Below are 17,995 nucleotides of genomic sequence, written 5' to 3'. Positions count from 1 at the left end.
TGATTCGCAGCGTGACATCACATGAGCCGACCCATGGCGCTCCAAGGAGCGTGGAACGCGAACGCAGATTCCTAATTCCCGACGTTGAGATAGTCAACGGCTTGGCCGTCTATCTCGTGACGCAAGCGTATTTCACCTACATTGACGGTTACGCCTATCGATTGCGTGTGACTGCGCGCACGAATGAGGAGAATGTCACTACTGAAAGTGTTGACGTGGCGATGAAGGGCCCACGCCGTAACGGTGAGCGCCTCGAAGACGAGAAGCCGCTGAGCGATGTCGCACTCGCAAAAGAAATCATCGATCGCTGGCCCTACGTCGTCATCAAACATCGTTACTGGGGGGCCATAGACGGCGAAGCATGGGTCATCGATGTTTTCCACGGAGACAATGAAGGGCTCGTCATCGCGGAACTCGAGGGCACCGACATCTGGGGCATGGGGAGGCCAGCATGGGCGGGTCGCGAAATTACCCGCGATCCGCAGTACAACAATGAAATTCTGGCCCGTTTTCCAATGAGGAAGCGCTATCGGGACGCTGAGTTCGCGAACTGGAGCGCAACTGTCGCCGCTGAAATCGAAGATCCGACCGAGCGCGATGATCCCGACTACTAGTCAGATGCTTGCGACGCGCGCATTGGGCGGTTGTCCGCCGTTTCGGATTTGATTGCGCATGTTGAGTGCCTGGCCATCGGTAAGTGAGCAAATAAAATCTACGGTCGCGCGTGCGAGGCGCTGAGGGGAGCTGTCATAGCCGTCCACGCTCGAGGATCGCAGCGCAAGATCGCAGTAGTCCGCGAATCGTGCTGGGAGAGGTACCGACTTACGTCCCAGTTTAGAAGCCTGCGCCATATCCCAAAGGTCCCAGAACAGTTCGCGCACAACTGCCCTCTGCCCCTTCTGGGAAAAATACAAGTCAGGCTGCTCGATCACAAAGTAGCGTGTGAGTTTTTTGAGTAACTCGACGCGAGTTCTCTGTTCAATTGATATCTCGAGATCACCGTTGCTGTTGATAGCGATGCCCCGCAACAACGCTCGGATCGAGTCGCTGCCAAACAGATGCAGATCCTCTCGGGATTCGAAGTCTCCCAAGTAGGGGCGGCGGGGGAGACGGTCTCGGACAGCCACGGAAACCGCATCAAAGATCGTCTTGTTGAATGCCCAGTCCTGAACCCGTCGCGCCCGTATTGAGTCGCTTGCGTAGGTCAGGAAGCCATCCCAGAGCGTGTCGTTCGTGCGCAACGCGTCAAGTGGGATGAGGCCGGCACGGAAGAAGTCCTCTGTATCGTGGACAGCGTAGGAGACGTCGTCGGCCCAGTCCATGATGTCCGCCTCGACTGAGCGGTGAGTTCCCATTACACCGGTGGCTGCCGCAATTTCGAGGGCCAACTTCAATTCGACGGACTCGGAGTGGTAAGCCCCCCATTTTCGATTCTCGAGCCCCGAGTATTCTGCCGGTTGTTGGCCTCGCTGCCAGGGATACTTCAAGATCGCGGCGAGTGTTCGGTATCTCAGATTCAGGCCGTGGTCGCGTTCTTCCCACTTTCGCGCCGCCGTCCGAGCCACAATTCGAAACGACTGAGCGTTACCCTCGAATGAATCGGGAAGTATCGCCGATATCTTCTCAGCTGAAATCGGTGCACCGAAGCGATCAATGCGGCCGTCGAGTATGCCCATGAGCTCATCCTCCGCCGCATGACCGAACGGTGGATGGCCGATGTCATGAGCGAGCGCCGCCGCGTGAACTACATCCACGTCAACGCGCTCCCCCAACGACTTCGCGAGGGCTTGCGATACCTGCGCAACTTTCAGGCTGTGTGTAAGTCGGTCATGGTGGACGTAAGCATCAGTCGGACTGATGACTTGGGTCACTCCACTTAGTCGCCGAAGAGCCGAGGTATAAAGCAGCCGATCGGCGTCTCGCTCATATTCTGAACGGAGATCATCGTCCGCGTCCCGGTCCGACTCTTTTGGTCTCGAGTCGACTGGTGTCACTCTTGAGGGCGGAGCGCGACGGCACCAAGATTGGTGACACGTACCTGGCGACCGCGCATCGAATCGATGGCCTGGGACGCGAGGTGGTCGGGGATTCCAAGATCGCTGAGGCGGTCAACGAGTACACCAAAAGTCAGCCCGTCGGGGTTACCGGCCCCGGCTTCTGTCTCGAGCTGAGTGATCACTGCCTTCTTGGCTCGCTCGTAATTGTCTAGATCAACCTGAAATCGTGCGGATGCTTCAGCCTCGGGGGTTAAACGGGGCAGTTCCGCTGTATCTGATGCTGACATGTGATCTTCAATCTCGTTAGGTGGCGGCAGATTCTGTCGCTCGTTATCCTCGTGTGAGTGGTGGTCTTCATTCTCCATGCTGTGACATTGTGAGCCAACATCATTTTCTTGTCAAGGAGTATCGCCAGCATAGCGAGATGGTCAGACATCCGACGCCTGAGCGCGCGAAGTTCGATGAAAGCCGTGCACAAAATGCCAATAGAAGTTGAACGCAAGTTCCTCACCAAAAGTGCGTCGTGGCGCCTTGAGGTGGTCAGCGAGTCGCGAATCGTTCAGGGGTATCTGCGGGCAGATGCACAGGGCTCGGTGCGGACACGCGTGGCGGACGAGGGCGCGTGGCTGACGATAAAAGGCCCCTCGAGTGGGATGGCCCGTCTCGAATTTGAGTACGCCATACCGCCAGATGAGGCGTCGCAGATGATCGAGTTACTCGCGTCGGGAATTGTTGAAAAGGTACGTTACAGATTGTCAAATGCTCCCGGCATTTGGACGGTAGACGTGTTCGGTGGCGCCAACCAGGGCTTAGTGCTGCTAGAGATCGAAGGCGAGTTGGTCGGCAACATAGCGAACCTTCCTGATTGGGTGGGTGAAGAGGTGACGACCGATCCTCGTTACTACAACTCGGAATTGAGCAACCGACCGTTTAGCACGTGGGTGGCTTGACGCCGTCGCGCCTTCTGATCGCGACTGGGTAGCGTTCAGGCGTGCCCTGGGTGCTTGCGGCGGTTCGTGACGGGCGTGGTCGTTTTGGAAGTTAGAGGTCATCTCAACCGCATCGCGCCTTGATCCTGGTTTAGACAAAAGATGTGCTTTTGGCTTGTGTGGCCGCAGTTGAAGCCCCACCTCTTTCGAGATGGGGCATGAGTTCAGGTAGCCGGGACCACCCTCACGTCGCTGGGTGGGCTCCAAGCTTCCATCAGCCGGAGTGCACGGATGGTGGCTTCGAAGAAGTCATCGACTGGATCACCGATCGGCACCCAGCTATTGAACTTCTTGCTCAGTCGCACCTGGACTTGGTAGAGAGTCGATTCAAGCAGCAGGCTGACGAGCCGCGCGGGTGCGTCGGACATTTCGCCTTGCTCAGACGGGCCGACTATCGCAACGTCGCCAACGAGCGTGTCGCCGCCAAGTCCGCTCGGGTTCAGCAGCCACCAGAGGCAGGTCGCTCGCCGATTGGCTGGCAGCCGCATCACCTTGCCTTCCTCGTTCGCGACGATCACTAGCGGGTGACCATCGAGATGGATCGTCTCGATGTAGCCGCCGACGGCGGCCTGGTAACTGGCGAGATCGCTGAACACGTGGGTAAAGATCTTTAGCCGAGTTTCGTGCGGGATGACAATGCCTATGACCATGATGATCACGTTCCTTTCGTGGGGGATGACTCCAGCCGGATGGCTGGAGATTGCTCCCCGCGAAAGAAATGGCAAGTCTGTGGGTTCGACGAGAGCCCTGGTGGCGAAGCTGTGAAAGCCTCCAGCCGACCAGGGTCTCGTCCTTCGCTCAGCTGCCCGGAGCCTTGTCCTTGGCAGCCTCGCGGCTCGGGGGAGTCGCCTTCTTGGCGGGCTCCTTAGCGAAGATCGCCTCGATAGCGTTGCGCTTGGTTTGGGCCTCGCGCTCAATGTCCGCCCGGACCGTCTCGGCACGCTTGAGCACTTGCGGATCGGACTTGCTGCGTTCGCAGGTCATCCGTGATGCGAACCGCAAGTGTTCGCATCTGACTTGTGGCTCCCGCGTACTGCGGGAATCCGGATGTCTCACTCATGTGAGCCACCTCCTCATTCTTGATGCGGCCGACGAACCGGGTGGTTCCTCTGCAAGCCGCACGGCAATGAGGAGCGGACCTCGAATTATGTTCCGATGCCTAGGGAGTTCAATCTTCCGATCGGTGTCAAGTGATGTGAAATCGACATCATGCCCGATGGGCTTGCGTCGAAACGAAAGCGAATCGTCGTTGGGGAAGTCTTCGGTTGAAGGCCGAATCGACCTCTAGTCGAACGTCGCTTTGGCGGCAATCAGTGCGCTCGCCAGCAGCATCATCTCTACGATCGAGGGAGCGTAGATGCAGAGCAAGTCGCTCCGGGCACTGTCGCCTTCTAGCCCGCAACCGCTGGCCTCGATGAAGGGTTGCAGTTTTTGGGTATGCATCTCATCGGCAGCGAACATGACGACGGGATACTCGGACCAAGAACTCATGCCGTCGTAATGAGAACGACAGCTTGCGGCAGGGAAGAATCCACAAGCGGCCAAGGCGTAAACAAGCCCGGCCACGCCGAGTTCGAGACTCTCCAACCCACCCCAGCCCGAGTCCGCCATGAACGCCTGTGCATCGTCGCCTAGCGAGTCCGGGTACTCGTCTTCGATGGCCTTTGCAAGGTCCTCAAACTCTCGCTCATCAGTTGAACCAGAATCGGCGAAGGCGACCGCGACGCGCTCTGCATCAATGACCTCGGACGCCTCGTTCTCGCTAACGTCGAGAATCGGCCACACGTCCTGAAAGAAGCCAAACCCCTCATCACCGATGTCGTCCGGCACTGGCGTCCAGAAGGTCGCTCCTGCGGGGATATCGCTTTCGATCTCAATGTCGACGCGAGGGATCATGTGTCAACTGTGGACCGCTGATGCCTGTGACAGCTGCCGGTCTACGGCGTGTTAGCGACTGACCAGGGACAGGTGTGCTGCCGCAGCCGCTCGGGATAGTCCAATCAGGCCATGAGCTTGGGCTGCAAAGATGCCATGCTCGCTGTCTTTAGTGCTTCGATGACTTCTTGCACGTGTCGTCGAGAGTCTTCTGGGTCTTCGTGTTCCCAGAATTCGACGACCTCATATCCCTCGGCTTTCCATGCTGCGCGAGAAGCGTCATCACGCGCTCTATTTAGCTTGATCTTGTCTGCCCACCATTTGGTGCTGGACTTGGTCAGGCGAGAGTGCTTCTCGCAACCATGCAGGAAGCATCCACTGACCATCACGACAATCCGCGAATCGACGATGACGATCTCTTTGTTCGGTCGAGCGCTCTTTTCAGGGCGCTCCTTTAGGACGTAGTTGATGCCTGCAGCGTTCAGAGCGTCACGCACGCCTCGCTCTGACGCTGTGTCTTGGTTCGCCTCACGCTTTGCTTTCGCCTTTGCTACATTATCAATAGCTTCGGCAGTTCGAGATGCCGCGCCGCGTTTCATGATCGCTGGTCGCGGGTGCACCTCTTCTGCTCGAGTTCCCCACACTTGAGTCGCGACTTCGTGCGCCAAGACGGAAGCGAGAAGAGGCGGAACGGCGTTGCCAATCTGACGGCAGCGAGAAGCAACCGACCCAACGAACTCGTACTTGTCAGGGAACGTCTGCAGCCTGGCACCCTCACGCACTGACAGTGAGCGATTCTCTGTGGGGTGTGTAAAGCACCCAGTCGTCACGTTGTTGAACTGAGTGGTAATTGTGTAAGACGGTAGGTTCCAATCGAGCCGGCCAAGCAGGTTAGTGCTGTCGGTACGACGCATGCCCCGGTACCGGTCTGGGAGGAGGTGCGGCGGGACGTCTCGCCATGTGCCCCCACTCGGAACGTGAGCGATGAGCGCTGCGGTATCCGTTGCAAGTGCCTGAACATCATGGTCGCGGATCACGCGGCCACTACCCCGCATCAGTTGTGCGAACGGGGTCGCCTTGTCCTTCGGTACCAGGTAACGGGTGGACGAAATCATGTGAGATTCCAACGGAGGGAGGTCGCCAAGAGCGTCCTCAACCGTCAGGTGCGGTAAGAGTCCTTTCTCCTGCCGCTTCTTCTCCCACATCTCCAAAGAGTCGCGACGCCAGCCGCCCATGTGGGTTGGCTCGGGAAAGGTGAACTCCCGGTCGCCGAGAATGCCAACGATGAAGAGTCGGCGTCGTCTCTGCGGTACGCCCCAGTCCGCAGCGAGAAGAATCTCTTTACGCACGGTGTATCCGATGTCAGTGAAGCGCTTGAGGATCATGTCCCCAAATGCTCCCTCTTTCCAGTAGACCATTCCGGGGACGTTCTCCATGACAAAGGCCTTGGGCTTGATGTGCTCCACGACCTTAAACATGTGTTCCCAGAGGTCGTTACGTTCGTCTCCGTCGGCGACCCATCCCGATCTCCTGCCAGCCGTGCTAAAGGACTGGCAACTCGGTCCGCCGAGTACTACGTCGATCCGTCCGCCCGCGAGCTTCTTGATCTGAGCAGGAGAGAAGTCTGTGATGGACGCGCACTCGACGTGGGTCTCGGGATGATTCTTCTCGTAGGTCGCGCACGAATCGGCGTCGAAGTCGAGCGCGAACGGCACCTCGTAACCAGCGTCACGGAAACCTTGGCTAAGTCCGCCTGCTCCAGAGAACAAGTCGATGGCTCGAAGCGGGAACCTGGGGCGCTTTGGGGAGCGGCCGGACGACGGGGTTTTTACCTCGACGATCGCTGATTCTGGGGATATCGAGGGGCGAGTCACACCCCAACTTTAGATGAGATTACCCCGTTCGTCGAGTGCTGCCGTCGGCTCGTCGAAAGAGTGACGACGGCGAGGTTGGGGTGGAGAGGTGCAATGTGAACTGGGCCGTTAACGAGCCCGCCGACCGCCCAGGCGCGACGTAGTTCGTCCCCCCACTGGGTACTTTCGTGCGGGTTAACGGCGAGGCTCATAATCACGGTCCAGCCCGCATCATGCCAGGTTCTGGCCGCCCGGACGTAGCCTACGAGCCGCCTCAATGTGGCTTGGTTTCCTGGTGATTCGGTCGACTTCGCGTCCCCTAAGCCAAGTGTCCGACTCGCGGGCGAGGCCCGAGCGACGTCGGGCCGGAGCCACCACTGCAGATGAGCCTCATGCGATAACCCGGCAAGGGTAAAGACCTCCTCAAGCTCAACGACCCGAGCTTCGTGAAGCGGGCTCGGTGCGCCCCCGCTCATTTCGAGCTATCAAGTGCATCAAGACTGGCGAGCAGTTCATCGAGCATCATGCCGCGTGTAAGTGCCTGCGGACTCGGATCTCCGAGGAGGTCCGCCTGCATCGCGGCCTTGTGGTGGAGTCGTTCGTACTCGTCCCACTCGATCGTTCCCGCTGAGAGCAACGCGACATATTCCACTGCACGGTCTTGTCCTCGTCGGTGCGTTCGATCCAGCGATTGAAGGTAGTGAGCAGCTTGGTTTGACATTGACTCGTAGACCGAGACTGCGGCAGAGTGCAGGGTGATGCCCGCTCCTGCGGCCGCGGGATTGCCCAGAAAAATGCGTGTATCCGGCGAGGTCTGGAACGCTTTGACTGCTGCTCGTCGGTCGCTCACGTCCGTGACGGATCCGTCAATGCGCACGAGTCCATAGTGCGAGTACCTGCCCTCAAGGGCTTCCAGCGTTGCACGGTAAAAGGACCAAATGACAACCTTCTCGCCCTGCGCTATCCATCGGTCGAGAAGCCCATCCAGTGCCAACAGCTTCGCCGATGGGGACGTGATCTGTGGATTGACCGCACCGGGGTCCGAGCAAAGACGGAGGAGTGCTGCCCGTCGAGCAAGGTAGTTCGCATAGGACTCCGCAAACTCCTTATCAGTGACACCTTCGAGGTCCGAAACGAGCTCGCCCGCGATGGTCTCGTATAAGGCCTTCTGGTCGGCAGACAGTTCGACGCTGACTTCGGTAAACGTTCGACCGGGGAGATCAGGCAATACAACCAGCTTGAGGTTGCGGCTGTAGACCACGCTCGACTCGATGACATCGCGGATCTCGTCACGCTGACGATCAGGATCAATTGAGAGATGGATACCTTGGAACGCTCGACCCATGTCTACGAGGGATACCTGCGCAATGATGTCTGCTGCATCGTTCGGAGCTGGCGTCCCACACAACGCGAACGCTCGGACACACCATTCCCGAGCGCTTGAGAGTGCTGCCGTCCGACTTGCATTCGGGTTCTTCACGTTGAACGACTCGTCGGCAGCCAGCACCACTCGCGTCCGTTGACACAGAAGACGAATGTCATCGGGGATGGCGATAAGGGTTTCGTAGTTGCAGACGAACACGTCGGCTCCGGAGCGGAGCGACGCGGCCCGTTGCGCTTTTGACCCATCCAACGTCTCGACCTTGTAACCGTCATTGGTGAAGCGCGCAATTTCGGCGCCCCACTCACCGACCATGGACTTCGGCGCGACAACGAGCAAGACGTCCGCATCGTTGCGCTCAACGAGGAGGTCAAAGGCTGCCACGACTGAGATGGTCTTTCCAGTCCCTTGTTCATCGAAGATGCAGGCCCCTGGCGAGTTGGGGATAGTCATGAGCGCGACATTTCGAATCTGGTGCTCATCGAGCATTGGCAGCAATCGACAACCGAGAATGCGGTCCGCTATCTCGTCTGCCGAAGCAGCCTTGATCTCCTTGCTCGTAGCGACGTCCTCCCCAGCAACAGAGGACGTCCGATTGCTGATGTAGCGATGTACGTCATGTCCCCAGTTGACGTCGACGAAACCAGTCCTGATCAGCTCTGCTGCCTGCTCGAAATCGATGCGGACCGTCCCGTTCACAAGGCGGACGCCCTGAGACGAAGACAGGGCGGCACGCACGGTGTTCGCCAGCGACTGGAGCGAAACCGTGTTCGGTACGAGATCCACGCTCTGCGCTGAACCCGCCGACCGAGCAGTGGCGATCGACATGAGTTAGTCGCTCTCCAAGCTACCGGCGCGGACGGAGAGCTCGCCTTCGACTGCACCTAGCGTTGCGATCAGGGTGCGGCGCAGGTTCTTGAGCAAATCGACATCCAGCGTCGCCCACGCGTTCGCGGGAGTATCGCCAAGCCGCTTGATGATGCCGAGAGCGTACTGGTCGAGCGCGACGGCTTTACCCGCCCGAACCCGCTCGCGGGCGCCATTAATCGCGTCAACGATCAGTTCCTTCGCTTCGGCCTTCTGCGTCTCACGAATCTGGTGAGCACGCACGACCTGCTGATATGCCTCGTCATCGTTCGCGACCTGATACATCGCCCGAACCTGGGCCCCGCTCTCGAATGTGGAGTCGAACATAAGGTCGTAGATCATTGCGCGCAGGTCGGGGTCCTTCTCAAACCGCTCGGTGACCTTTGAGCCAGTGGGACCGGCGTCCAGCTCATAGAACCATTGGAAGCCCTTGTTCGTCCGGTAGGACACTTCCGCCTCGGTTTTGCCAGATTCGACGTGGTAGTCAGTGAAGTCTTCCGCCCACTGCACCATGCGCAAGTAACGGGTTACGTCCTGCGGCTTGATAGCAAACTTGGCAGCGACCTCGCTGCGAATGACGCGCTCGCGGGCTGCCGTGGGGAGCTTCAACTCCGTCTCCAGACGGGTCCGGAACTCTTCGGCCACGAGTTTCGCCTTGACATACTCGGGCCACTCGACCTTGTGGTCTTCCTCGAAGTTGAGTGCAAGGACCATAGCGTTCAACTGATCGTCGGTCACGCCGGGGCGGGTCTGCCACACGCGGATCCACCGGGCACGTTCCTTCTGCTCAGCGGTGAACTCATCGCTCTGAAGGACGAAGCGTGACGCGGCGATCCGTCGATTGCCGTCGTGCGGGGTGCCAGTGTGCGTAATGATGGGCGGTCGTTCGACTCCCTTCCGGGCGATGCTAGAGGCAAGGGGGCGAAGCTTGAACGGATCTTCCTCGCCTGCCTGAAGGCGAATGGAGCCTTGAAGAATTCCCACCAATTCAGCGCTATCTGGCTGCCGACCATACTGGGCGACAAAGTCTTCGACGTGCAGAATCACGCGATGGTTCTGGTCCCACGGGTCGAGGGTCAGGACGTCTACATAGCCCTCCATCATCGGAACGATGACACCGTTGAACTGGGGCGTGGGAGCGACCTCTCGCACCTCGAGTCCGTTGCGGTCAACCAACGTGACCTGTGCTTTCGAGCCAGGCGTTGGACGGTCAATCGAAGTCGCGAGCGCGGCAGCCTCACGACGGATGTTCTCGACCGCCTCCGCGCGCTGCTCGGCATTGGTTTCGTTGGTTCCGAGATTCGAGACGATCGTCAGAACACGGGCATAGAGCCGTTCGGCGCTCTCCCTGTCAAGGGGCAGTTTGGCCGCTTCGCGAACCTCGTTTTCGATTTCGGATCCATAGGCGGCGGCGACGCCGATGGCCCGGTCCAGGATCGCTCGGATGGCGTCTACCGTCTGGGGGGTGGTGCTGATGGTCATTTGGTCCCACTCTCTATTGCTTTTGGTCACACGAACAGTTCACGAAGTCGCGCAAGTCCGCGGCTTTTCCACATGGAGGCACTTGCCGCCGATACTTCTTCGCCGAGGATGGCGCTCGCCTCGTCGGCGAGATCCTCTGCGGTCATCCAGTCGTAGTCATCAAGGAAGGTGTGATCCAGAACGAGATTTGTGACGACTCGAATGTTGTCGTTCCAGCCGACCGTGGCCTTCTTTAGAAGACGGAGGAGATCAGCCCCCTCCAAGGCGTCGGGAACTTCGTAGTCCTTCGGGTCGTATTCATCGATATCGAGCTCAGGTATGACGCCGCGCAGCGTCTTTCGAACGTGGTTGTCGGCCACTTGATATAGGTACGCACCGACGCTTCTGATTTCAGTAGTGGCGATCTGCTCGAGAATTTTCACCACTGCGTGGCATGCCGCATCCTCGGCGAGCTGCTGGTGGCCCGGGTACTTTGCGTTGAGGCGGCGGATGAGTCCATCGAAACGTCGATCAGCCAGCATGGAGCTGATCTCTCCCTCGACGGTCAGCCGTCGCGATGCTTCGGTGGTTTCTGCGGTCACGGTATATAGAGTGCCGTGCGGAGCACTTCATATCACTACTGGCCCGTTTTCTTTCGCGAGATCAAGTGGGAATCGGTCCAGGGGGAAATGGGGCGATAGAGATGTGCGCGATTTGCACCGCCTTCGGAACGACAGTGATGAGGCGTACGACACCGACCGCTGAGTTCAAGTCTTCATAACTCGGGCAACATCGCGTCCCGTGGCCCTTGGGGGATATCAGGAAGACGGGCAATCTCGTCCGGCTACCGGTCGATGCTTGCTAGCTCGATCGCGAGTCGGTGATCAAGTGTCGCTAGCGGCACAGGCTGCGACTGGAGGCTGTCACCTACCGTGCAGCAGACAACGATGATGTCACGGGCTTCTGTCGCCCTCGCAAGTTGCGCGAGAAGAGCCAGACCAATCAGAGGGATCGCGGGCGCCGCCGCGAGCAGAAGCAGGCTTGCGCCAGACTGGAGCCGAGCGTCATGTTTTTCAGGGACTTCGCGCTGCTGATTGGAGGACACATTGCCAAATGCACGCAGCCTGAGTCAGCTGCTCGCAGATACTAAGTCGCCGCTTCGGACATATATCTCAACGATCTCCCCTCGGCTCGAATCCACGCGAGGCGGAACACTCGGAGCACGTGGAGGCGCTCAGGTTATGGGATTCGCGGAGATCGCCGCCTCACAACTAGTAGCCCCGCGCGCGCACGAATTCGATCCAAAACTCGCCGGCACCTCAGGGACCGCATTCGACTACTTGACCCGAATGTTGCTCCCTGGCTTTGACATCGACTCGACGGTGGCAACGCTCGGCCTGGACTGGCTCAGACTCCACGCAGCCGAAGTTCAGGAGGGTGCCGATTGGGCCGGACTCGCCGAGAGATGGTTCGACGAAGCAAGAAGAATCATCGATACGAGCGGCGACTTCGACAGGGCATCCGTTCTGCTTGCCTGGTGCGAACAGCCCTACCGAGCCGGATGGAAAGCGATGCGCGGCGCGATCGGCCAAGGTGAGCGACAACTGTTGGCCGACATCGCCGGGATGCGAATCGCGGCTATGCGACAGATTGAGCGCTGGACGCGGGAGATCGAATCTGGGAAGCGCTACGTGCCGAACCCCGAAATGGCCGGAATCCCCGACGTCGTAGTCGGCGACGGCGACTGGATCATCGGAGACACGCTGATCGACTGCAAGACCGGGGTCGGGCTGGGCGTCTCCAAGTTGAGGGACTATCTCTACCAACTCATCGGCTACGTGCTCATGGACGGGGACGACGAGCTGAAGATTCGGAGCGTCGCGATTTGGCTGCCCCGCTACGGGCTTCTTCCAACGTGGCGCCTCACCGATCTGTTCAGCGCCGACGCCGAGACGGAACTGCCAAAGCTGCGCGCCGGATTCCGCGATGCAATGCACGGGACATCGGTCTCTGTCTACGAGCCGCTCACGCCCAAACGTTCGGGTGAAGTGTTAGCGGACAACTTGCTCACGCCGGTCGGCGGTCTCGACGTGCTGGCGGATCACGAAGAAGTGTCCGTCCGTCGCAAGACGGCGAGGAATCCGAACACCGATCCGACAACGCTCGCGTCCCTCGCCACCGATCCGACTTGGTCCGTGAGGGCGATTGTTGCCGCGAATGTGAGGACGCCCCCGTGGATGCTGACGGAGCTGGCATGGGATCGAAGTGCCGTGGTCCGCGCCGCAGCGGCCGGAAACCCAAATACACCTGGTCTGGCGCTCGGCACGCTCCAGGGCGATCCGAATAGGCAGGTGCAGTGGGCGCTCTCCGAGCGGGATCAGGAACTCGAGAGCGGTGCCGGCGCCGCAGAGGCGCGCGCAGCGCTTACTGACCACGAGTCGCGAGCAATTGAAACCCGTGAGCCGGATCTGCCCCGAGGACGTTTTCACTCCGTCATCCACTCCACAAAGGGGCGCAGCGATGATGAGTTCCGGCTGCGTTCCCTGCTTCGGATCGTGCTCTTGCCGGACGCGACTCGTGGGGACTTCCTTCTGAATCTGCGACCCAGTTACGCGGCGAGATGGGAGACATGGCCTGAGGGTTTGGCCGCGGGGAGGCATCTTTTTCGGCATGAGTGGCAAAACCCCCAGATGGTAGAAGATGCAAAGGCCCTCCAACGCATTCGCAACGATCTTGCGGTCCTTGCCATCGACCCAGAACCTTGGGTGAGAGCCCATGTGGCCGAGTTCTACGAACCGGATCCAGACACGCTTGCGCGCCTCGCGGCGGATCCCGACGACAACGTGCGTTACCTCGCGGTGCGGCGGGTGATTCTGTCTGGCGACGTATTGGCGTTGACCCAGTTCGCGCTCGACACCGATTCGAGCGTGCGGGCATTCGTCGCATCGCAGATTCATACACCGGTGGAGGTGTTGATCCGACTTGCATCCGATCACGACCGGCATGTCCGTCTAAAGGTCGCAGGGAATCCAAGTACTCCGGCCAGCTACCTAGACGCACTCAGCAAGACAAAGCCTGAGCCCTATTCATTCCGGGGCTTCCAGTGGGCCGTGGCTGGAAATCCGAGTGCGTCGCCGGCCACCCTTGCGCGCCTAGCTAGGGGAAGGGGCGACGACGTGCTGACCGCAGTCGCCGCAAACCCAAGAACGCCCAAAAAGGTGCTCAACGATTTAATTTAGCTGTCGTGAAGGGCAAGCCGGAGATCCGCGCCGGAGTCGGGAGGAATCCCTCGACCGCCGAGGCGATCTTGCTCCGGCTGGCAAAGGACAGTCATCCCTACGTTCGTGATGCCGTCGCGGTGAACCCCAACACACCGACCCGGGTGGCGGACCGTCTCCTTGCGGTACTCGAGAGGCGTGAACAGTCGGAGTTCACGGAGGTCGAGCTGCCCCTTTTGCCGACCATTGCCGAGCAGCTTGAGCGGTACGACCGTGTCGCGGAACGTGCGGACGTCAACGAGCGCCGCCGCAGCGCGCTGAACGCCACCGACAGGGAGGCAATGGTCAAGGCTGTCTCCGACAAGCGGCGAGAAGTCCGATTGAGCGTTGCCTTGAATCCCGACGCTCCTCCGGAAGTGCTCGCGGTCCTCGTCGGAGACCGAAGCGTCGAGGTCCGCCGTGCCGCGGCTAGCAATCCAAGGATCCCACCGGTGCTCGTCGACTTCCTCGCGAACGACATGGACGACGACGTTCGCCGCGGCATCGCCTACAACCCAGTGACCGATCAAGGGACCCTCTACCGACTTGCGCGGGACGAGGCGACACTTGTGCGCGCCTCTGTCGCTATGAACAGCAATACCCCGCGACGCATTCTGGAGGCATTTGCCGCCAGCGACGACCTCCTCATCGCTCGACTCGCCAGCATGTTCCTAGACGACTCAATCGATGGAGAGTGATGTCGACAGTGGCTCGTAAGAAGTATGTCTCGGCACTTTCTTCTTGCGGTCATCTGTAGACCGAACGCCCATCGGTGGGTGCGCTGGTCTCCGGGCTCCGGTTCATCCTTTGCCACGGATCACTTGTGCTTGACTGCGTCGGTGTTCATACGTTGTCGTCGTCCGACTCTTCGATGAGCAGCGCGAATGGAGGCGCGTCAAAGTTGTCGTCGTCGTCTGTGATCTGCTCGCGCGGGACGCCACGAAACCGCGTGATGTAGGAAGGAAGCTCTGCCGCCCGCCGGGGCTCGCTATCGTCTCCGCGGAGCTGACTAAGTCGGGCCTCAAGCGCGTCGAAGTCGCGATCAGTGAAATCAATAGGACGTAGCGGAGTGTCACCGCTCGCGGGCAATTCCTCGCCGCCTGGCCCGCCGCCGCGAACTTGCGCATCTCCATCTGAACCACTGTCACCGCCATCTGCATCGGCGGGCACGTCCGGGATGAGGAAGAGCTCTGACCATGGGATTGACACTTTGAGATACGGGGCCGCACGATTCACCCCCTTGCGGTAACCGATTCCGGTTCGAACTCTTCGCACGACCGGGGTCATGATGGCAGCGCATCCATACAGCTCCGCAGACTTGCCACGGGGAGTTGGCGGCGCCTTTGAATCCGATGTGTCCCACCCATTAAAGAAAACGTGAACAGGCTGGGCACCACGCCGCGCGGCATGAGCTTCGAGTAGCTTCATCTGCGCGCCGTTCTTGTTGCCGTGGCCCAGCGAGCTGTATTCGTACTTTCCGTCATGGACGTAGATGATCTTCGCCTGCACAGCGAATCCCAGCACGCGGCCAGACCGCAGCTTCACCCAGATCTCGAAGTCAGTCCCAGTTGTCTTCTCGTCGCTGCGCGTCGCAATCAGTTCGACGTTGACGCCAGTTCGATCGATGAGTCTCGCGATGGCTAGAAGGTTGACTTCGGTAATCGTGACCTCGCCCATGCGCATGTTCAGTCGGCGAGCGGCGGTCAGGTTGAACCACGTCTGGTGAGACAACTCATCCATCAGGTTCGTCAGATCGTTGAGGCGCATGGCATCAGCGTGGCAGTGATCTCGACTGGGCGCGACAATGTCGGGGCTCGCTTGAACATTGAACCGCGTCTCCCCGGCGAGGCGACGCCCCAGGTCTGAAGTGGAAGCACTGCGCCAAGAAGCGTTGGGAATCTCGGATGCACTCCGCGAAAGTGACGCCGCCCCTCGATAGCGGGACTCCCTCAACGTCACCGATCGAAAGTAATCTTCAAGCATGAAGCGCTACGAACCGATCGTTCCCGATGGCCAGCACCTGGGGACATCCCACGACGTCGACGGTGCGGTCACCGGGCATCTGTTTTCGGATAGCGAAAACAAGCTTCAGGGTCACGCAGCCTGGCGCGAAGTCGAGGACCCCGAGGACAACTACTCGTCCAGCTATGAATACGAGCCGCCTCGGCAGCTCACACAGGAGGAGATCGAGCGTGCAGCCGAGCTCGCGGCGCTGATGATCCTCAGCATCATCAAGGGCGTGCAGTGGGCGTCGCCGCGGGTGAAGCGATGGTGGGACGAGAGGGCTGCGCCGAAGCTCAAATCGACGTGGCAGAAGTTGCGCGGGCGGAACAAGAATGAATCTGAAGCCCTCGACCTTGGACACGTCACTCCCAGCCGCGCCACTTTCGTCGCTTCACGTGCTGGCGTTGAGATTGCGGTGACCCAATCAAAGATTCGTATGAGCAGTGCTGAGTGGGAGCAACGCCTCCACGCGATGCTTGCAGCGGGAGCATTTCAAGAGGAGCAGCGCCGTATTCTCGCGAACGCACAAATCGAGGAAGACGAACACGTTCTTGAACCTGCCTCGTCCGACCAGGAGCTGACGCCGAAGCAGTTCGCCGAGCGCGTTCAAGCGATGCTCGAAGCAAACCCGTCGTTGCTGAGCGACACAAGCTCAGCGGAGATCATCCGGGTACTGAAGCGGCCCGGACCCGACGACGACAGCAATCTTGCTCTCCGGTCGTAGCACCTAAGGAATTGGACAGTGAGCGAAGATCCTTGGTACTCCGAACGCCGCGCTCGTTGGAAGCCTGAGCACGTTCGGCTCCTGTTGATCGCGGAAAGCGCGCCCGCCGATGGAGGCGACATCACGAATCGCCGTTTCTTCTACGACGACTACCTCACGGGCAAGGATGGACTCTTCCGTGAGGTCGTCCGTGCGCTGTTCGACAGCCCGGCGTTGGTGAGTGGCCCGGTAGCCAAGCGGCCCTGGCTTGAGAAGCTCAGGGACGAGGGCATCTTCCTCATCGACCTGGCACCAATGCCCGTCAACTACCACTCGCCTCCGGAGCGCGCAGCAGCACTGCGAGGCAACATCGAGGCGACCGTTTCTCTCGCTACCGAACACCAGCCGGACGGCGTCGTCTTGGTGAAGCAGAACGTCTTCGATCTGTTGGAGCGACCCATCCGTTCGGCTGGCCTTCCACTCCTCCATGACGCCATGATTCCGTTCCCCGGCAGCGGGCAACAGAAGCGATTCCGCGAGCGGTTCGCCAACGCGCTGGCTCGCCTCGGCAGCGCAGAATAGGGGTGATCCGTTTCTCCGGGGCTGATCGTGACGGACCGCAAGAGAAGGTGACCATCGGATGGCTTTGACGCTTGCGCCTCTCCTGCTCGACGCCGGAATCGATCCCGCATCTGCCTTGGTGATCCGTCATGCATATGTGCGAGAACATGAAGACAGTGGCCTGCCGGGCATCCACTCGGATTCCACAGATGCAGAGATCATCGCCTACACGCACAACCAGTCCTCGGACACAAAACGTTTCCCAGCGGTTCCCGCTCGCTATTGGGTCGTGTTCATAAAGGAGGGAGGCGACCAGGCACGGCTCTGGTCGGTGGTGGAGAACCGCGGCGAGATCTCGAATGACGGCATCCGACGGGTCTTCGATGTAGCCCAGTCCGAGCACATGGCCGACCTGCGGAACCGATTGGTTATCGGGTGGCGGTCACCGCGCACTTGGTGGATGAACGCCACTACCGCCGCGACGTACCCCGTCTTCGGTATCGCAGACGCCGAGCCGATCCCTTTTCCAGGCTTCGACAGCTTGGTGCTGAGCCACGTGCAGCTGCAGGCGGTGATGCGCGAGCATCGTTATGCCTCATGGCGTACTACGCTCTCCTCGGTCGTGGGCATCTACCTCATCACCGACAATCGGGACGGACGTCAATACGTTGGCAAGGCCGACGGCGCCGAAAGCATCCGTCAGCGCTGGACCGCCTATGCAACGAACGGCCATGGCGGAAACGTTGAACTGCGCGGCCTCGACCCGACCAGCTTCCAGTTCTCGCTGCTTCGCGTCTTTGATCCAGCGACACCTACGCGCGAGATCGATGCGGCAGAGAGCCACTTCAAAGACGCTCTCGGAACGCGTCGTCACGGGCTGAACCGAAACTAGCGCCCCGCGAGAACTGGCCGCCCCTGGTACATTCATCCCGACGGCGGTCCAAAGGCGAACCGCACGATCTGGCCACTGCAGTGCAGGCCCCAACCCATATCTGGAAGGGATGCACTGCTATGTCTGCCTGCACCAAGAAGTCTTACGCAACCCCC

At 59.8% G+C, this 17,995-nt stretch carries 17 protein-coding genes; 7 read left to right on the top strand and 10 right to left on the bottom strand.

Translation table 11 applies throughout. The features are described from left to right. Positions 1–50: 50 nt before the first annotated feature. Positions 51–614 (top strand): CYTH domain-containing protein, encoded by a 564-nt coding sequence (locus tag ABIB56_RS11935; RefSeq protein ID WP_354569437.1) that lies wholly within the window; start codon positions 51–53, stop codon positions 612–614. Here the strand turns inward: ABIB56_RS11935 and ABIB56_RS11930 are convergent, their stop codons facing one another. Both ABIB56_RS11930 and ABIB56_RS11925 read right to left on the bottom strand, forming a co-directional pair. Further along, positions 615–1,994 (bottom strand): deoxyguanosinetriphosphate triphosphohydrolase family protein, encoded by a 1,380-nt coding sequence (locus ABIB56_RS11930; RefSeq protein WP_354569436.1) that lies wholly within the window; start codon positions 1,992–1,994, stop codon positions 615–617. After that, positions 1,991–2,362 carry a hypothetical protein gene (locus tag ABIB56_RS11925; RefSeq protein WP_354569435.1) on the bottom strand — a complete coding sequence of 124 codons (372 nt, stop codon included), beginning with the start codon at positions 2,360–2,362 and terminating at the stop codon, positions 1,991–1,993. The genes ABIB56_RS11930 and ABIB56_RS11925 overlap by 4 nt, the downstream gene beginning before the upstream one ends. A 96-nt stretch (positions 2,363–2,458) precedes the next feature. On the opposite strand from ABIB56_RS11925, the gene ABIB56_RS11920 reads away from it, so the two are divergent. After that, the gene (locus tag ABIB56_RS11920; protein WP_354569434.1) at positions 2,459–2,947 is read left to right on the top strand and encodes a CYTH domain-containing protein; all 489 of its coding nucleotides are present in this window, start codon (positions 2,459–2,461) and stop codon (positions 2,945–2,947) included. Positions 2,948–3,150: 203 nt separating this feature from the next. Here the strand turns inward: ABIB56_RS11920 and ABIB56_RS11915 are convergent, their stop codons facing one another. The 7 genes from ABIB56_RS11915 to ABIB56_RS11885 all read right to left on the bottom strand — a co-directional run bounded on the left by ABIB56_RS11915 (position 3,151) and on the right by ABIB56_RS11885 (position 11,025). Next, positions 3,151–3,636 (bottom strand): DUF3846 domain-containing protein, encoded by a 486-nt coding sequence (locus ABIB56_RS11915; RefSeq protein ID WP_354569433.1) that lies wholly within the window; start codon positions 3,634–3,636, stop codon positions 3,151–3,153. Between the two features lie 148 nt (positions 3,637–3,784). Continuing rightward, positions 3,785–3,970: a hypothetical protein gene (locus ABIB56_RS11910; RefSeq protein ID WP_354569432.1), complete on the bottom strand. Its 186-nt coding sequence runs from the start codon at positions 3,968–3,970 to the stop codon at positions 3,785–3,787. Between the two features lie 300 nt (positions 3,971–4,270). Continuing rightward, on the bottom strand, positions 4,271–4,882 hold the full coding sequence (locus tag ABIB56_RS11905) for a hypothetical protein (protein ID WP_354569431.1): 612 nt from the start codon (positions 4,880–4,882) through the stop codon (positions 4,271–4,273). A gap of 104 nt (positions 4,883–4,986) precedes the next feature. Next, the gene (gene dcm, locus ABIB56_RS11900) at positions 4,987–6,735 is read right to left on the bottom strand and encodes a DNA (cytosine-5-)-methyltransferase (protein WP_354569430.1); all 1,749 of its coding nucleotides are present in this window, start codon (positions 6,733–6,735) and stop codon (positions 4,987–4,989) included. A 451-nt stretch (positions 6,736–7,186) separates the two neighbouring features. Beyond that, a complete protein-coding gene (locus ABIB56_RS11895; RefSeq protein WP_354569429.1) occupies positions 7,187–8,923 on the bottom strand; it encodes a DEAD/DEAH box helicase in 1,737 nt (578 codons plus the stop codon). Between the two features lie 3 nt (positions 8,924–8,926). Next, a complete protein-coding gene (locus ABIB56_RS11890; protein ID WP_354569428.1) occupies positions 8,927–10,444 on the bottom strand; it encodes a hypothetical protein in 1,518 nt (505 codons plus the stop codon). A 26-nt stretch (positions 10,445–10,470) separates the two neighbouring features. Next, positions 10,471–11,025, bottom strand: a complete 555-nt coding sequence (locus tag ABIB56_RS11885; protein ID WP_354569427.1) for an RNA polymerase sigma factor — start codon at positions 11,023–11,025, stop codon at positions 10,471–10,473. Between the two features lie 639 nt (positions 11,026–11,664). On the opposite strand from ABIB56_RS11885, the gene ABIB56_RS11880 reads away from it, so the two are divergent. Beyond that, entirely contained in the window at positions 11,665–13,662 is a 1,998-nt protein-coding gene (locus ABIB56_RS11880; protein WP_354569426.1) for a HEAT repeat domain-containing protein, read from the top strand. Between the two features lie 5 nt (positions 13,663–13,667). Then, positions 13,668–14,378, top strand: coding sequence for a hypothetical protein (locus ABIB56_RS11875; RefSeq protein WP_354569425.1), 711 nt, complete (start codon positions 13,668–13,670; stop codon positions 14,376–14,378). Between the two features lie 145 nt (positions 14,379–14,523). Here the strand turns inward: ABIB56_RS11875 and ABIB56_RS11870 are convergent, their stop codons facing one another. Then, positions 14,524–15,447 carry a DUF6615 family protein gene (locus tag ABIB56_RS11870; RefSeq protein WP_354569424.1) on the bottom strand — a complete coding sequence of 308 codons (924 nt, stop codon included), beginning with the start codon at positions 15,445–15,447 and terminating at the stop codon, positions 14,524–14,526. A 214-nt stretch (positions 15,448–15,661) separates the two neighbouring features. Between ABIB56_RS11870 and ABIB56_RS11865 the strand changes: the two genes are divergently transcribed. Genes ABIB56_RS11865 through ABIB56_RS11855 form a run of 3 tightly spaced genes read left to right on the top strand, consistent with a single transcriptional unit; the run spans position 15,662 to position 17,840 of the window. Beyond that, positions 15,662–16,408, top strand: a complete 747-nt coding sequence (locus ABIB56_RS11865; protein ID WP_354569423.1) for a hypothetical protein — start codon at positions 15,662–15,664, stop codon at positions 16,406–16,408. A gap of 18 nt (positions 16,409–16,426) precedes the next feature. Continuing rightward, complete coding sequence (locus tag ABIB56_RS11860; RefSeq protein ID WP_354569422.1) at positions 16,427–16,969, top strand: hypothetical protein; 543 nt, start codon at positions 16,427–16,429, stop codon at positions 16,967–16,969. A gap of 58 nt (positions 16,970–17,027) precedes the next feature. Beyond that, positions 17,028–17,840, top strand: a complete 813-nt coding sequence (locus ABIB56_RS11855) for a GIY-YIG nuclease family protein (protein ID WP_354569421.1) — start codon at positions 17,028–17,030, stop codon at positions 17,838–17,840. Positions 17,841–17,995: the final 155 nt, after the last annotated feature.

Origin of the sequence: Glaciihabitans sp. UYNi722 (assembly GCF_040549465.1) — a bacterium.
Lineage (GTDB): Bacteria > Actinomycetota > Actinomycetes > Actinomycetales > Microbacteriaceae > Lacisediminihabitans.
The sequence above is the reverse complement of the archived record's forward strand: the minus strand, read 5'-3'. Positions and strand labels throughout refer to the sequence as shown.

What these genes read in the sequence shown, in the direction of transcription:
- ABIB56_RS11880 (WP_354569426.1), top strand. Translation starts at nt 11,665, where the DNA reads ATGGGATTCGCGGAGATCGCCGCCTCACAACTAGTAGCCCCGCGCGCG.
- ABIB56_RS11905 (WP_354569431.1), bottom strand. Translation starts at nt 4,882, where the DNA reads ATGATCCCTCGCGTCGACATTGAGATCGAAAGCGATATCCCCGCAGGA.
- ABIB56_RS11910 (WP_354569432.1), bottom strand. Translation starts at nt 3,970, where the DNA reads ATGACCTGCGAACGCAGCAAGTCCGATCCGCAAGTGCTCAAGCGTGCC.
- ABIB56_RS11865 (WP_354569423.1), top strand. Translation starts at nt 15,662, where the DNA reads ATGAAGCGCTACGAACCGATCGTTCCCGATGGCCAGCACCTGGGGACA.
- ABIB56_RS11920 (WP_354569434.1), top strand. Translation starts at nt 2,459, where the DNA reads ATGAAAGCCGTGCACAAAATGCCAATAGAAGTTGAACGCAAGTTCCTC.
- ABIB56_RS11855 (WP_354569421.1), top strand. Translation starts at nt 17,028, where the DNA reads ATGGCTTTGACGCTTGCGCCTCTCCTGCTCGACGCCGGAATCGATCCC.
- ABIB56_RS11890 (WP_354569428.1), bottom strand. Translation starts at nt 10,444, where the DNA reads ATGACCATCAGCACCACCCCCCAGACGGTAGACGCCATCCGAGCGATC.
- ABIB56_RS11870 (WP_354569424.1), bottom strand. Translation starts at nt 15,447, where the DNA reads ATGCGCCTCAACGATCTGACGAACCTGATGGATGAGTTGTCTCACCAG.
- ABIB56_RS11915 (WP_354569433.1), bottom strand. Translation starts at nt 3,636, where the DNA reads ATGGTCATAGGCATTGTCATCCCGCACGAAACTCGGCTAAAGATCTTT.
- ABIB56_RS11925 (WP_354569435.1), bottom strand. Translation starts at nt 2,362, where the DNA reads ATGGAGAATGAAGACCACCACTCACACGAGGATAACGAGCGACAGAAT.
- ABIB56_RS11895 (WP_354569429.1), bottom strand. Translation starts at nt 8,923, where the DNA reads ATGTCGATCGCCACTGCTCGGTCGGCGGGTTCAGCGCAGAGCGTGGAT.